This is a genomic window from Micromonospora sp. WMMD708 (assembly GCF_049315245.1).
GTDB lineage: Bacteria > Actinomycetota > Actinomycetes > Mycobacteriales > Micromonosporaceae > Micromonospora > Micromonospora wenchangensis.
The window spans coordinates 3,515,268-3,528,738 of the sequence record NZ_CP186060.1 but is presented as its reverse complement, the minus strand read 5'-3'; the positions used below and the strand labels follow the sequence as shown (position 1 = coordinate 3,528,738).

Genomic DNA, 13,471 nt, shown 5'->3' with positions numbered 1-13,471 from the left:
CCTCCGTGCGACGGTGGTGGTCATTTCGAGTAGATCCCCCGTTCGCCGAGCAGGTGGGCGACCCGGTTGGCGGCCAGGATCAGGCCGAGCCCGATCGCCGCCTTGAACAGGCCGGCCGCCGCGCCGTAGCCGTAGTTCCCGGTGGCGATGGAGAAGTGGTAGACGAACGTGTCGAGCACCTCGGCGGCCTGCCGGCCCACCGCGTCGCGTTGCAGCAGGAACTGTTCGAAGCCGACCGAGAGGGCGTCGCCCAGCCGCAGGATGAGCAGTAGCACGATCACCGGGCGCAGGCCGGGCAGGGTGATGTGCCACAGCCGCCGCCACCGGCCGGCGCCGTCGGCCGCCGCCGCCTCGTAGAGGCTGGGGTCGATGGTGGACAGCGCGGCGAGGAAGACGATGGTGCCCCAGCCGACGTCCTTCCAGACCGCCTCGGCGGTGACCAGGATGATGAAGGTGTCCGGGTTGGTCATCACGTTCCACGGCTGCATGCCGGCGTCGCGCATGGTCTGCGCGAGCAGGCCGGCGCCGCCGAGCATGGCGACGAAGAAGCTGACCACGAGCACCCAGCTGAAGAAGTGCGGCAGGTAGACGACGGTCTGCACGAAACCACGCCACCGGCGGGACAGCAGGTTGTGCAGCATGATCGCCAGGAAGATCGGCAGCGGGAAGAAGAACACCAGTTGGAACGCGGTGATCGCCAGGGTGTTGCGCAACGCCTCCCAGAAGGCCGAGTCCTCGAACAGCAGCTGGAACTGCCCGAAGCCGATCCAGTTGCTGCGGACGAACGCCTGCAACGGGTTGTCGCCCAGGTAGGGGTTGTAGTCCTGGAAGGCGATGACGTTGCCCAGGATCGGCAGGTAGCTGAAGACCAGCAGGACGAGGAAGCCGGGCGTCACCATGACCAGCAGCTGCCAGTCCCGGGCGAGCCGGGTGCGCAGCGGCACCCGGCGACGGCGGGCGGGACGGCGCCCACGTGGCGTCCCGGTGGGCCCGTCGGGCCGGGTCCGGTCGGACCCGGCCGCGACGGTGGTGTCGCGAGTGGTCATCGCCCGGCCTTGGGCAGGGACTTGGCGAGCAGTTCCCGCGCTTCCTCGCCCCCGTTGGCCTTCCACTCCTGCACGATGGCGTCGACGTCGGACAGCGGCCGGCGGCCGCGCAGGAGGTCGGTGAACTTGTCCTCGGTGGGCACCTGGTTGGCCTTGTACGCGGCCGGCATCTCCAGCTTCACCCCGTCCCAGGGGTCCTTCTCCAGGAACTTCACCATGGCGTTGGAGTAGTTCAGGAGGTCCGGCACGTAGTTCGGGGTCTCCGGGTACGGGCCGATGGTGGGGTTGCGCCCGCTGATGAAGAAGTACTGGTTGGCGATCTCCTTGAACGCCAGGTCGGTCTTGACCGGCCCGTTCGGGGTGCTGGTGTGGTGCTTGCCCGCCACCCCGTAGTCGCGCAGCTGCGCCTCCTGCGAGCCCAGCGGCGCGGAGCACCAGTTCATGATCCGCAGCAGCTCCTCGACCCGCTCCTTGCCGAGTCCCTTCTTGACGAAGGTGAAGGAGATTGGCTCGTCGTCACCCCAGACCAGCGGGTCACCGCCGGTGGCCGAGAAGACCGGCACCGGCTGGATGTTCAGCTTGGGGTTGACCTTCTGGTGCTCGGCCTGGGCGCCCTGCCAGAAGCCCACCCCGTTGCGGGAGAAGACGATCGCGCCGTTCTTGGCGAACAGTTGGACGTTGTCCGCGCCCTTGCTGGCGACGATCTCGGGGTGGACCAGACCGTCCTTGTAGATCTTGGCCATCACCTCCAGGGCCTGCCGGTACTCCGGGGTCTCGTACTTGAACTCCGGGGTCCCGTCGGCCTTCAGCCGCCAGCCCTGCTTGGAGGCCGGCACCTTGTGGTACATCTGGATCATCTCGAAGACGTTGTCGAACGCCCACACCTTCTTGGCCGGGTCGGTGACCTGCTTGGCCACGGTGAGCAGGTCGTCGAGTGACGCCGGCACCGCCAGGCCGCGCGCGTCGAGCAGGTCCTTGCGGGTGAACAACGCCCAGGGGAAGGGCCCGTCGGTCGGGTTGGGCACGGCCATCAGCCGCTCGTTCCACAGCGAGTTGCGCCAGGCGCCGGTGGGGAACGAGGCCAGCATCGGGTACGCGTTGGCCGCGTCGCCCTTGAGGTAGTCGGTGAGGTCCTCGAAGAGCACCTTGATCGCCTCGGAGAAGCGCGGGATCTTCTGCACCTCCCAACCCGGCACGCAGAGCAGCTCCGGGACGTCCCGCGCGCCGAGCATCGCGTTGAGCTTGTCGGCGTAGGTGTTGCCGTCCTGGATGGTGAAGTTCACCGGCGTGCCCAGCTCGGCGTTGACCGCCTGGAGGTAGGCGTTCTGGGCGACCCCGGGTGGGGCCGGGCCCCAGGCCGGGGTCATCGCGGTGATCTCCTTGCCGCTGGTGCCGGGCCGCTCGGTGATCGCGTCGACCAGCGAGGTCGGGTACTTCGTGTAGCCGTCGGGCACCGGCCGGGTGCCGATGATGTCGGGCTTGATGCTCTGGGCGAGGTCCTTCTGCGTCGGCAGCAGGTTGGCGTACGCGTCCAGGTTCTGCGCGGCACCGGAGCCGGCCGGCTTCTCGGAGCACCCGGCGAGCAGGGGGCCGCCGGCGATGGCGGCCGTGCCGAGGCCGACCAGGCCGAGGAAGTGGCGGCGCGAGGCCTTCGAGCCGGGTTGCTGGGGTGTCATCGGTCCCCCCTTGGAAAGGGCTGGTGGTGGATTCGCAGGTGGAAGTGGAGCTAGTTGGTCTGGATGTTAAACAAACTAATGGACGGCGGGAGATTCCGACAAGAGGCATCGACGCCCGCCGTGCCGACCGACGACCGGCCGCCCGAGCCCGGCGACCGTCGCGCCGGGCCGCCCCGGGCGCACCGTGCGGACCCCGTACCGGCTGCGTAGGCTGCCCGGATGAGCGCACCGTCCCGCATCCTGGTCTACGGGGTGTACGGCGCGGGAAAGTCCACACTCGCCGCGCAGTTGGCCGACCGGCTGGGCCTGCCCTGGCACCCCGTCGACGACCTGCTGTGGCTGCCCGGCTGGGTCGAGGTGCCGGTCGCCGAGCAACGCGACCGGATCACCCGGATCTGCCGGGGCGAACGGTGGATCATCGACGGGGCCTACCACGGGTGGCGGGACGTGCCACTGGCCCGCGCCGACCTGGTCGTCGCCCTGGACTACCCGCGCTGGCGGTCCTTCGGGCGGTTGCTGCGCCGTACCGTCAGCCGGCTGGTCACCGGCGAGGTGATCTGCAACGGCAACCGGGAGACGCTGCGCAGCGTGCTGTCCCGGGACTCGATCCTGGTCTGGCACGTCGGCGCGTTCGGCCGGGCCCGCCGCCGCATGCGCGCCTGGCAGGCCGACCCCACCGGACCGCCCGTGCTGCGCTTCGACTCCCCGGCGGAACTGGACCGCTGGGTGGCCGCCCTGCCCCGGCGGTGAGCGCGGCCCACCCGCGCCCCGCCGGGGTCAGCGCTGCGGCGCGGGGCCGTTGTCGACGAACCGGAACACCGTCGTCAGCGGTGCGTCGCCCAGTTCCTCGAGGATCAGCCCGCGACGGCTGAAGTACTGCAGGTACGCCGAGTTGTTGCTGATGGCGTAGGTCCGCTGACCGCCGGCCGTGCCGTCGACCACGATCGAGAACAGCTGCCGCGGCTCCGTCGGCGCGCACGGGGCCCCGGCCACGGTGAGCGGCTGGGAACCCGACGACCGGACCTGCCAGCAGGCCAGGTCGCCGTCGGCGTCCGGTTCGGCGGTGCGGACCAGGTAGGTGCCGGAACCCTGGGGCACGAAGACGAACAGCGACCGGCCCTCGTCGCCGTCGACCTCACCGAGCCGGCCGTCGTCGAGCAGGGACACCGCGCCCTCCGCCGCCGCGGACCGGACCAGGGCGAACCGGCGCTGCCCGAGCCGCAACGGATCGGTGGTCGCCGAACCCTGCGGCGTGCCCGGTGCGGTGCCCGTCGACCCGGGCGTCGGCCCGCCGGTGGCCGGGGTACGCGGCGTCGGCCCGGTGGACGGGGTCGCCGTGGGCGGCGCCGACGTCGTGGCGGGCGGGCCGACGGGCACGGTGGCCTGCGGCGGTCCCGCCAGGCGGGCCACGGCGAAACCGGCCCCCAGCGCCCCCAGCACGACGACCCCCACCGCGGCCGTCGCCACGTGCCGCTGCCGACGCCTGCGGTCGCCCCGCCGACGGACCTCGGCGACCGTGGCGAGCCGACCGGTCTGCCCGGCGTGCCGGGCCAGCCCCCGCAGGGCGTCGTCGAGCATGTCGTCAGACCCCATGGCCCCTCCCCGCCGCCGTCTGGTGTTCGTCGCCGCTCAGGTATTCGGCCAGGCCCCTGCGGCCCCGGGCCAGCCGGGTCTTGACAGTGTTCGGATTCGCCCGGGTCTCCACGGCGATCTCGGCCACGCTGAGGCCGACCAGATGGTGCAGCACGATCGCCCGGCGCTGCTCGCCGGGGATGCGCCGCAACGCCTCGACCAGCACGACATGATCGACCGAGACCGGATCGACCTGCTGGGCGACCGCCTCCCGGCGGTGGGCCCGCACCCGGTTCACCGTCTTGCGCCAGGCGCTCACCGCGATCCGGTACGCCACCTTGCGCACCCACGCCTCGGGGCTGTCGCACTCCCGCACCGTCGACCAGCGGCTCCAGGCGCGGGCGTACGCCTCGGCCACCGCGTCCTCGGCCTCGGTACGGCTGCCGACCATCGCGTACACCTGCCCCAGCATCCGCTGGGCCGACGAGGCGTAGAACGCGTCGAACTCCCCGGCGTCACGCATCGATCACGCTCTCCACCCACCCACCCGCTCGCCTCTGCTCCCGTCCCACCCGGCCCGGGGTCCGCCCCGCCCTGTCGCACGGCCGTTCCGGCCGGGTCGGTCGGGGCCGTGCCCCGGCCGACCCGACCGGCCCACCGTCACCGCCCGGCCGGTGCCGGCCCGTTGTCGGTGAACCGGAAACTGCTCGTCGGCGGGGCGTCACCCAACTCCTCGAGGATGAGACCGGAGCGCGCGGAGGTCCGCAGGAACGCCCCGGCGCTGCTGATCAGGTACGACGGCGTGCTGCCGGCCGCCGCGACGATCTCGAACTGCTGGCGCGCGTCGTCGGTGCGGCAGGTGGCGGCCTGCACCACCAGCGGCTGGCTGTTGCCCGGATTATGCACCCGCCAGCACAGCGGGCCGGCACTGGTCCGGGCGTACGCCTTGATCAGGTACTTCCCACCGCCCAGCGGGGTCGGCACGAACAGCTGCCGCCCCTGGTCGTCGTCGACCTCGGCCAACCGCCCCGAGTCGGTCAGCGACAGGCCGCCCTCGAACGAACCGACCCGGACGATCGTGTACTGCCGGGTGCCGGTGAACCCGCGCGGGGCGGAACTCCCGCGCGGCGGGGTGGCGGACAGCCCCACCGCCACGGCCGCCGGCTCGCGCTGCGGCTCGGCCCCGGGCGCGTCGGCCCCGGGCCGGGTCTGGGCGCAGGCCGCCAGCGCGCCGGTCAGGGCCAGCAACCCGACGCCCGCGAGCCATCGTTTCATCGACATCGTCCGCTCCTTCTGGTGGGGGATCTCCGTCGATGCACCGGCCCGGTGGTCGCCGCCGGTACCCGACTCACCCCTCAGGACGTCCGGAACGGCCCCCCGGTTTCACCGCACGCCACGATCTTTTCCGCCGGCGACCGGACCGCGGTGTCGGTGCGCCCACCCCCTCGTCCGGCGGGGGTACCTTCGGCGGATGCCCGACCTGATCGCCCCCACCGCCCACCTGCGCGACGCATGGCAGGAAGCGCACGCGGAATGGGGGCCGGGGCAGCACGAGGACGGCTTCGGACTGCGCCCGTCCGACGAGGTGGCCACGCCGGCCGGGTTCGCCGCCTGGCTGGCACGACTGACGCCACCGCCGGACCGGTCCGGGGCGACCGACCACACCTGCACCTACCGCTGGATCATCGAGCGGGGGCAGGTGCTCGGCGGGATCGCGCTGCGCCCCGAACACGACGAACAGGCGCACTGGGCCGGCCATCTCGGGTACGGCATCCGTCCCTCCGCCCGCCGCCGGGGGCTGGCCACCTGGGCGGTGCGACGGATGCTCGCCGAGGCGCGGCTACTCGGTCGGGAACGGCTGCTGGTTGTCTGCGCGACCGACAACGTCGCCTCCGCACGGACGATCGAGCGGTGCGGCGGCCTCTTCGAAGGCATCGGGAACACCCGGTCCGGCCCCACCCGACGCTACCGGATCATGCTGCGCGGGTAGGGTCCGCCACGACGGGCCGGACCGCCCACCGGGGGATGGGCCGTCTCCGACCGGGAAGTTTGGCATGCTGGGCCGGTCCGGCAACCGACCCGAAGGGACCCTTCCGATGGCAAAGGTCATCTCCACGCTGTTCATCTCGGCCGACGGCGTGGCCGAGATCGACCCCGACTGGCACTTCCCGTACTTCGACGACAACATGGGGCGGGCCGTCAGCGCGGACTACGACGCCGCCGACGTGCTGCTGTTCGGCCGGGAGACCTACGACAGCTTCGCCGGGGCGTGGCCCGACCGGGAGGCCGCCGGCGGCGAGGACGCGGCCTTCGCCAAGCAGCTCGGCGACCTGCGCAAGGTGGTCGCCACGCGGCAGGCGAGGGAGTTGCCCTGGCGGAACTCGGAGGTACTCGACGGTGACCTCGTCGACGTCGTCACCGCGCTGCGCGACGACCCCGGGGTCGGCGGTGTCCTGATCCCTGGCTCGATCTCCGTGGTGCAGCAGCTGCTCGCCGCCGGGCTCGTCGACGAACTGCGGCTGCTGGTGCATCCGGTGGCGGCGCGCAAGGGCCGCAGGCTGTTCGACGACGGGGACGCCCCGTACCACCTGCGGGTGACCACGACCGAGGTGTACCCGACCGGGGTGATCCGGGTGATCTACGCGCCGACCGACGCACCGGCGGCGGCCGGCTACGACGAGGCCAAGGAGCAGTTGGCCGCCGGGGAGTAGCCCAGAGCCGACTCCTCGACTCCGGCGTGACCCGACGGGCCGAGCAGCCGCAGGAACCGGCCGGCGCTCGCCGCACCGCCGATCGGCAGCACGCAGACACCCTCGCCGGGCAGGTCGCGGCCACGCCGTACGGCCAGCGCCCCGACCGCGCCACGGTCGCTGACCCCCTCGACGAGCACCACCGTGGTCAGTTCGTCACCGGCCAGCCGGCGGGCGAGCACGGCGACGCGGAAACGGTCCGGTTCTGGCACAGGACCGAGTCTCGCCAGCGGCGGGCCCTTACCGCCACCCGATTCGCCGCAGGCGGACCTGCCGGTCATCGCGGGTGCGGGTCCCGCGGCCCGGTCGGCGCGGTGAACCGGAGCTGCCACCGGGGGCCGTACCGGCTGAGGCGCACCACCGCCAGCGGGGCGACGTCCAGCCGGGGCAGGGCTGCCATCGGCAGGTCGAGCGCGTGCACGATCGCCACCCGGACCACCATCGGATGGGTCACCGCGACGATCCGCCGGCCCGGCCCGAGCCGGCCGTCGAGCCAGCCGGCGACCCGGTCGCGCAGTGCGGCGAGGGATTCCCCGCCGTGCGGCGTCGCCCCGGGCGTCTCCCACCACCGGCGCAGCGCCCCGGGCTCCCGCGCCCCGACGTCGGTCAGGCTGCGTCCGGCCCAGCCGGCGTAGTCGCAGTCGGCCAGCGCGGCCTCGACGGTGGGCCGCAACCCGAGGGCGTACGCGGTCTGCACCGCCGCGGTCGCCGGGCTGCTCAGGCAGGTGTCCACCGTGCCCAGTGGCCCGGTCCGCCCGTGACCGGCCAGGGCGAGGGCGGCCTGTCGACCGCCCTCGTCCAGGTCGTCGTCGCCCGCGCCGAACACCGCCCGCCGCAGCGCGCCGGTGTGGGCGTGGGCGACCAGCCGCAGGCTGGTCGAGGTCACGGGTGGGCCGGGCTGCCCTGACCGGTCAGCGGCTCGCGAGCCCGGTCGTCGGGGCGTGGCCCGCCGGGACGTCGGCTCATCAGGGCGCTGAACAGCAGACCGACGGCGACCCAGAGCACCACCTGGGTGCCGAGCGACGCCAGCCGGAAGTTCCACAGCAGCGTTGCCGGGAAGTCGTCCGGGACCTCCTGGAAGGACGGCAGGACGACGTACCCGACGCCGGCGACCAGGGCGAACCCGCCGAGGGCCGCGGCGTACCGCTGCCAGGGCGGCGCGTCGGCGCGGACCGAGCGGTAGCCCAGGGTGCCCGCCCAGACGGCCACCAGGCCGAGCACCACCAACGCCAGGTAGGCGGCGGTGCGCTGGTCGATGGTGTCGGGGTTGCCGACCGCCGGGGGATTGGCCGGGTACTTCCCGAACGGCACGAGCACCACGCCGAGCAGGGCGCCGCCCGCCAGCAGCAACGCCGACCGGCCGTCGTCGGCGGCCGGGAAGCGTCGGCGCAGCAGCACGTACGCGGTCGCCAGCAGGCCACCCATCGCCGTCCCGAACAGCCCGGTGGCAAGGAACAGACCGAACCGCTGCCCGTCCCGGCCGACCAGGTCGTCGGCGTGGTGGTCGTCGGCCACCGGCCCGGTGTGGGTGGCGGCCTCCTCGATCGCGATGGCCGCGTCGATGCGCGGCTCGCCGACGAGGTAGCCGAAACCGCCCGCGAGCAGGCCGGCGACGAGGCCGGCGAGCAGGCCGCGGATCAGGACGGTGACGAAGGTGGGTGTGTTGTGGGCAGGGGTCAGTGGCACGGGACACCGAGCAGGTGCCGGCCGTCGTGCATCAGCTCGTGCAGGAACATGCCGCTGCGCGAGACCGCACCCTGGTCGAACGCGACCAGGTAGGTGAGCAGCAGGAGTACGCCGACGACGGCCAGGGCCGCCCCCCACAGACGGGCGGACCCGACGGGGTGCACCAGCGGCTGGGCAGGAGTGGGACTCGACATGGGATTCGAACCTTCCCGGGGATGACGCGTCCCCATCGCAAGGCTGCGGACGACCGAGCGTCCTGGCTCGCGGACCCGTCGACGACGGAACCGCTCACAGTGGCGCGACCGCGCCGGATTCCCACCGGCTTACCTCGCGACGCCGCAGATAGTGGTTCGACCGTAACGGCGCGACCCCTGGCCGGTCAATCGTCGCCTCGGGAAAGTGACGTGCCGGCCGGGCTTCGGCGCGTCACCCGCCGGCCGGCACGGGTGAGTCGGGGGCGGTGCCCCGGCGGCGCCGTCGGGCCGCCACCCCCAGGACGACGTCGACGGCGAGGAAGGCGAGGAGACTCAGCCCGAGCAGGGGCAGCGCCCAGCCGACCGCCGCCACCACCGGTACGCCGACGAGCGCCGCCCGCCACGGCAGGCCCCGTACGCCACCCCGGGGCGGCGCGGCACCGGTGCGGGCCCGCCGGTCCGCCCGGGTGGGCCGACGCTGCCACCACATCCGGTAGCCCCAGACGATGACGCAGAGCAGTCCGAGGGCCAGCGCGGCGAGCAGGATCTGGTTGACCGGACCGAGGAGCACCCCCATGTGGGCCTGGATGCCGAGTCCACTGAGCTGGGCCGGCACCGGCCAGTCGGCGAAGTCGCTGCGGGCGGTGACCAGGCCCGCAGCCGGGTCGACGGCGACCCGGTCCTTGGCCACCGGCCAGGTGTTGTCGACCTGGGTGACCGTCCAGGCCGAGCCCGGCGCGCCGGGGGCGATCTCGACCGGGCCGGCCAGCCCGGCCGTCCGGGCGGCGGCCAGCACCCGGTCGAAGGCTGCCGACTCGACCACCCCGCCGGCCCCGGTGGCACCGTGGTGGCCACCGCCGGTGTCGGCGGGGACCTCCCCGGCGGCGAGGGCGGTGGACAACTGCGGGGCACGGGCGTCGAGTGCGTCGAGACCGGCGCCGAAGTTCGCCCCGGCGTACCGGGACCAGGTCAACCCGGTGGCCGAGAGGAACAGCAGGCCGACGGTGAGCCAGATCCCGGTGGTGGCGTGCCAGCTCCGGGTCCGGCGTACCCCGCGGGCGGCGCCGAGGTCCGGTACGAGCAGGTGTCGCGCGGTTGCCCGGGTGGCACGGCGGCGACGCCACCACAGCACCACCCCACCGAGCGCGAGCACCCACAGCCAGCTCGCGGCCAGCTCCGAGTAGTGCCGGCCGACCGTGCCCAGGTGCAGGTTGCGGTGCAGGTCGTCCAGCCACGTGGTGGCCGGTGTGGACCCGAACCAGGTGGTGAGCTGCCCCTGCACCCGGCCGGTGTACGGGTCGACGTACACGGTGTGCTGCCGCTCCGCCAGCTCCGGCACCGTGAACACCACCCTCGTGGTCCGGTCACCCGTGCCGGGCTGCACCGCGCTGACGCTGCCCTCCGGGTGGGCGTTGCGGGCCGCCCCGACCTGGTCGGCCACCGGCACCGGGCGCTCACCTACCCGTGTCACGGTCAACACCTCGCCGTAGAGCGCGGCGTCCACCTGCGGGGCCACCGTGTAGGCGAGCCCGGTCAACGCGGCGACCACCAGGAACGGCGCGACCAGGACACCGGCGTAGAAGTGCAGCCGCAGCAGCAGCGCGCCGAACGGGGATCCGCCCCGGGTAGGCCGGGCGGGCGGGGCGGCGGACGGCGCGGGTTCCGGCCTCGGCGGTTCGGACAACTCAGTGACAGACATATCCATCCGATCGAATGTGTTGGGAGGTACCCGATGGTCGCCCCGTGTCTGCGGGTCAGCCGGTGTCCCTGCGGTCGGCGTCGCCCGGTGAGGTAGTCGCAGCGGACGTCCCTGCGGTTCCCGGCACATGTCAGGACGGGACGGCGACGTCACCGGTCCACAGGGGAGCGGCCGTCCCGGCGGCGTGCCGGCACGGTTCTGCGGGCCGCGAGCGCCTGCGGCGTACCGGCGGCGGGTGGCCTCAGAGGCGCGGCGACCGGCGTCGCCGACGCAGCACGGCTGCCGCCAGCAGGACGACCACCGCGCTGCCGGTGACGGCGACGACGGTGGCCCCGACGATGGTGGCCCGGCCGCCGCCGCGCGCCGGCGCGACCGCTCCGGCCGACGGTCCGGGTGGCTCGGGTTCCGGCGCGGCCGCACCGGCCGGGTCCGCCACGGTGAACGGGTACGACCCCTGCACCGGATGCCCGTCGGCGGAGACCACCCGGTACGCGACGGTGTACGTCCCGTTGGGCAGCGGACCGGTCACCTGGACGCTCCCCGTCGCGCCGGAGACCACCGGATCGCCGGTGGCGACGCGTCGTTTCGTCCCGTCGGTGAGCACGATGGTGGTGAGTGCCGGGTCGAGCCGCGCCAGGAACTCCAGCGTGATCGCGGTGGGTGCACGGGTCAGCGTCGCGTCCCGGGCCGGCGAGGCGGAGCGCAGGCCGTTGTGCGCCCGGGCCGGCGTGGCCGCGACGAACAAAGTCAGGACGCCGGCCAGCAGCACGGCGACGAACCGGCCGGCGGCCCGGTGGGACGGTGACATGGTCGTCATCAGCCGGCTCAGCCGAGGACCTGCTGGCCGATCCACCCGTCGGGCGGGCAGCCGGGCGGGACGGCGAAGACCGCGGAGCCGATCGGCGTGGTCCACTCGTTGAGCAGGTCCCGGTCGGCGAGTCGACGTTGGATGGGCAGGAACTGCGCGGTGACGTCGGCCTGGTACGAGGCGAAGATCAGGCCACTGTCGGCGTGCCCCTGCGGGGAGGGCACACCGTCGTAGTTGTACGGGCGGCGCAGGATCTTCAACCGGTCGTCGGTGACGCGGGCCCGGGTGAGGTGGGAGAAGTCGGGGATGACGGTGAGCCCGTCGTCGCCGACGGCGGCGAAGTCGGGTTCGTCGTGTTCGCCGGTGCCGGTGAGCGGGGCGCCGGTGTCGAGCCGCCGGCCGACGGCGAGTTCCCGGTCGGTACGGCCGAGCAGGTCCCAGGTCTCCAGGTTCATGCTGATCCGGCGGACCACCAGGGTGGTGCTGTCACGCAGCCAGTCCGGACCGTCGGGCACCCAGACGGCGGTGTCCAACGCGACGCCGGGGCGGGGGTTGGCGGTGCCGTCGAGCTGGCCGAACAGGTTGCGTTGGGTGTGCCCGGCGGGCTCGACGCCGGGGCTGCGCCGGAAGCCCTGCTGCACCCATGCGACGGTGGCGAAGGGCCGGCTGTCCTTGACCAGCACCCGCTGGGCGTGCGCGACGGTGACCGCGTCGTCGGCGCAGATCTGCACCAGCAGGTCCCCACCGGACCAGGCCGGTTGGAGCCGGTCGATCCGCAACGCCGGCAGGTCGGCCACCGACGGCGGCCGCCGGTCGTCGACGCCCGCGGCCCGGTACAGGCCGGGACCGAACCCGAAGGTCACGGTCAGCCGCGCCGGCAGCAGCCCGAGCTCGGCCTCGGTGTCGGCCAACGCCGGCCGACCCTGGGTGAGCCGGGCGGCGTCGTCGCTGAGCAGCCGCAGCAGCCGGCCCAGTGCCGCCCGGTCGGTGCCCGGTCGCAGGGTGAACGCGACGAACGCGGCGTGGGCCTGCGGTTCGGTGGCCACCCCCGCCTGCCTGGGCCCGTGGAACGGCTCGACCAGGCCCCCGACGGCGGCCACCGGACTCGGCTGCGGCGCGCCCGGCCCGCCGGTCGGCCCGTCCCGCCCGACGCCGACCACCGCGCCGCCGGTCAGCGCGCTCCCTGCGGCCAGTGCCCCGCCGGCGAGCAGACCGCGCCGGCTCACCACACGCACGTCCGGGTTTCCGGTCACGGCGTCGGGCCGGTCGTCGGCTGTCCGCTCGGGGCCGGCTGACCGCTCATGGTCGGCTCGGGCGCGCCGTGGCCGGGGGCGTAGCTCTCCTGCGCCCCGGTGAACGGCTTGGCCACGGCGGTGAACTGCTGGGTCCGGCCGTCGGCGAAGGTGAGGGTCACGGTGACCTCGTCGCCGGCCCGCACCGGTCGGCGCAGGTCCATCAGCATCAGGTGGTCGCCGCCGGGCTCCAACACGTGGGTACCCTTCGCCCTGATCACGACGCCGCCCTGCTTCTGCCGCATGACCATCGCGCCGTCCTTCATGGTCATCTCGTGCAGTTCCAGTACGGACACCTCGGTGGTGGCGCCGGTGAGCGTGACGTCGGCGTCGCTGTCGTTGACCAGGGTTCCGAAGGCCGCCGTCATGCCCTTGTCGGCCGCCTTCACCCACGGGTCCCGGATGGTGAGCACCCCGGCGGACGCGCTCGCCGGTGCCGAGGCACCTGACGAGGCACCCGAGGGCGTGCCCGACGCCGGGTCGGCCGGGCCGCAGCCGGCGGTGCCGACCGCCAGCAGGGCGGCGGCGGTGGCGGCGGCGAAGACGACTGACGCGCGTCGGTTCGTGCCGAGTGGACCGGTGGGACGCATGGGTTCTTCCTCCGTTGTGCTGATGTGCTGTCCCGTTGGTCGGTCACCGGTCCGAGAAAGTTCCGGCCGGTCGGGATTGTGTCGTCGCGGGGGAACGGGCCGTTGCGCCGGCCGGGCCGCTCCGCCACCCCCTGGGCGGCCGCACCGGCCGGACGGCG

16 protein-coding genes and 1 riboswitch are annotated in these 13,471 nt (G+C 73.6%); of the genes, 3 read left to right on the top strand and 13 right to left on the bottom strand.

The window, feature by feature from the left end:
* Positions 1 to 20: 20 nt before the first annotated feature.
* Together ACN260_RS15555 and ACN260_RS15550 are read right to left on the bottom strand one after the other, a co-directional pair.
* Positions 21 to 1,046, bottom strand: coding sequence for an ABC transporter permease (locus tag ACN260_RS15555; RefSeq protein WP_422751802.1), 1,026 nt, complete (start codon positions 1,044 to 1,046; stop codon positions 21 to 23).
* On the bottom strand, positions 1,043 to 2,722 hold the full coding sequence (locus tag ACN260_RS15550) for an extracellular solute-binding protein (protein ID WP_422751801.1): 1,680 nt from the start codon (positions 2,720 to 2,722) through the stop codon (positions 1,043 to 1,045). Before ACN260_RS15550 ends, ACN260_RS15555 begins: the two co-directional genes overlap by 4 nt.
* 219 nt (positions 2,723 to 2,941) lie before the next feature.
* Here ACN260_RS15550 and ACN260_RS15545 point away from each other — a divergent pair, with 219 nt between their 5' ends.
* Positions 2,942 to 3,472, top strand: a complete 531-nt coding sequence (locus ACN260_RS15545; protein ID WP_422751799.1) for an adenylate kinase — start codon at positions 2,942 to 2,944, stop codon at positions 3,470 to 3,472.
* 27 nt (positions 3,473 to 3,499) lie between these two features.
* On the opposite strand, the gene ACN260_RS15540 is transcribed toward ACN260_RS15545, so the two are convergent.
* The 3 genes from ACN260_RS15540 to ACN260_RS15530 form a co-directional block, all read right to left on the bottom strand.
* Complete coding sequence (locus ACN260_RS15540; protein WP_422751798.1) at positions 3,500 to 4,315, bottom strand: hypothetical protein; 816 nt, start codon at positions 4,313 to 4,315, stop codon at positions 3,500 to 3,502.
* A complete protein-coding gene (locus ACN260_RS15535) occupies positions 4,305 to 4,817 on the bottom strand; it encodes a SigE family RNA polymerase sigma factor (protein ID WP_422751797.1) in 513 nt (170 codons plus the stop codon). The genes ACN260_RS15540 and ACN260_RS15535 overlap by 11 nt, the downstream gene beginning before the upstream one ends.
* A gap of 137 nt (positions 4,818 to 4,954) precedes the next feature.
* Positions 4,955 to 5,575, bottom strand: a complete 621-nt coding sequence (locus ACN260_RS15530) for a hypothetical protein (protein ID WP_422751796.1) — start codon at positions 5,573 to 5,575, stop codon at positions 4,955 to 4,957.
* Between the two features lie 190 nt (positions 5,576 to 5,765).
* Between ACN260_RS15530 and ACN260_RS15525 the strand changes: the two genes are divergently transcribed.
* Positions 5,766 to 6,284: a GNAT family N-acetyltransferase gene (locus ACN260_RS15525; RefSeq protein WP_422751795.1), complete on the top strand. Its 519-nt coding sequence runs from the start codon at positions 5,766 to 5,768 to the stop codon at positions 6,282 to 6,284.
* A 106-nt stretch (positions 6,285 to 6,390) separates the two neighbouring features.
* Positions 6,391 to 7,005, top strand: coding sequence for a dihydrofolate reductase family protein (locus tag ACN260_RS15520; RefSeq protein ID WP_422751794.1), 615 nt, complete (start codon positions 6,391 to 6,393; stop codon positions 7,003 to 7,005).
* On the opposite strand, the gene ACN260_RS15515 is transcribed toward ACN260_RS15520, so the two are convergent.
* From ACN260_RS15515 to ACN260_RS15480, 8 genes are all read right to left on the bottom strand, one after another.
* A complete protein-coding gene (locus tag ACN260_RS15515) occupies positions 6,966 to 7,256 on the bottom strand; it encodes a TOPRIM nucleotidyl transferase/hydrolase domain-containing protein (protein ID WP_422751793.1) in 291 nt (96 codons plus the stop codon). The two genes, ACN260_RS15520 and ACN260_RS15515, sit on opposite strands and share 40 nt — an antisense overlap.
* Positions 7,257 to 7,321: 65 nt before the next feature.
* Positions 7,322 to 7,930 (bottom strand): histidine phosphatase family protein, encoded by a 609-nt coding sequence (locus ACN260_RS15510; RefSeq protein WP_422751792.1) that lies wholly within the window; start codon positions 7,928 to 7,930, stop codon positions 7,322 to 7,324.
* Positions 7,927 to 8,730, bottom strand: coding sequence for a CbtA family protein (locus ACN260_RS15505; protein WP_422751791.1), 804 nt, complete (start codon positions 8,728 to 8,730; stop codon positions 7,927 to 7,929). Before ACN260_RS15505 ends, ACN260_RS15510 begins: the two co-directional genes overlap by 4 nt.
* Positions 8,721 to 8,924: a CbtB domain-containing protein gene (locus ACN260_RS15500; RefSeq protein ID WP_422751790.1), complete on the bottom strand. Its 204-nt coding sequence runs from the start codon at positions 8,922 to 8,924 to the stop codon at positions 8,721 to 8,723. Before ACN260_RS15500 ends, ACN260_RS15505 begins: the two co-directional genes overlap by 10 nt.
* Positions 8,925 to 8,984: 60 nt before the next feature.
* A riboswitch (cobalamin riboswitch) is annotated at positions 8,985 to 9,053 on the bottom strand.
* A 103-nt stretch (positions 9,054 to 9,156) separates the two neighbouring features.
* The gene (locus ACN260_RS15495; protein ID WP_422756728.1) at positions 9,157 to 10,623 is read right to left on the bottom strand and encodes a PepSY-associated TM helix domain-containing protein; all 1,467 of its coding nucleotides are present in this window, start codon (positions 10,621 to 10,623) and stop codon (positions 9,157 to 9,159) included.
* Between the two features lie 241 nt (positions 10,624 to 10,864).
* Positions 10,865 to 11,440 carry a copper resistance CopC family protein gene (locus tag ACN260_RS15490; protein WP_422751789.1) on the bottom strand — a complete coding sequence of 192 codons (576 nt, stop codon included), beginning with the start codon at positions 11,438 to 11,440 and terminating at the stop codon, positions 10,865 to 10,867.
* A gap of 8 nt (positions 11,441 to 11,448) precedes the next feature.
* Positions 11,449 to 12,657 (bottom strand): Dyp-type peroxidase, encoded by a 1,209-nt coding sequence (locus ACN260_RS15485; RefSeq protein ID WP_422751788.1) that lies wholly within the window; start codon positions 12,655 to 12,657, stop codon positions 11,449 to 11,451.
* A 23-nt stretch (positions 12,658 to 12,680) separates the two neighbouring features.
* Complete coding sequence (locus ACN260_RS15480; protein ID WP_422751787.1) at positions 12,681 to 13,313, bottom strand: copper chaperone PCu(A)C; 633 nt, start codon at positions 13,311 to 13,313, stop codon at positions 12,681 to 12,683.
* Positions 13,314 to 13,471: the final 158 nt, after the last annotated feature.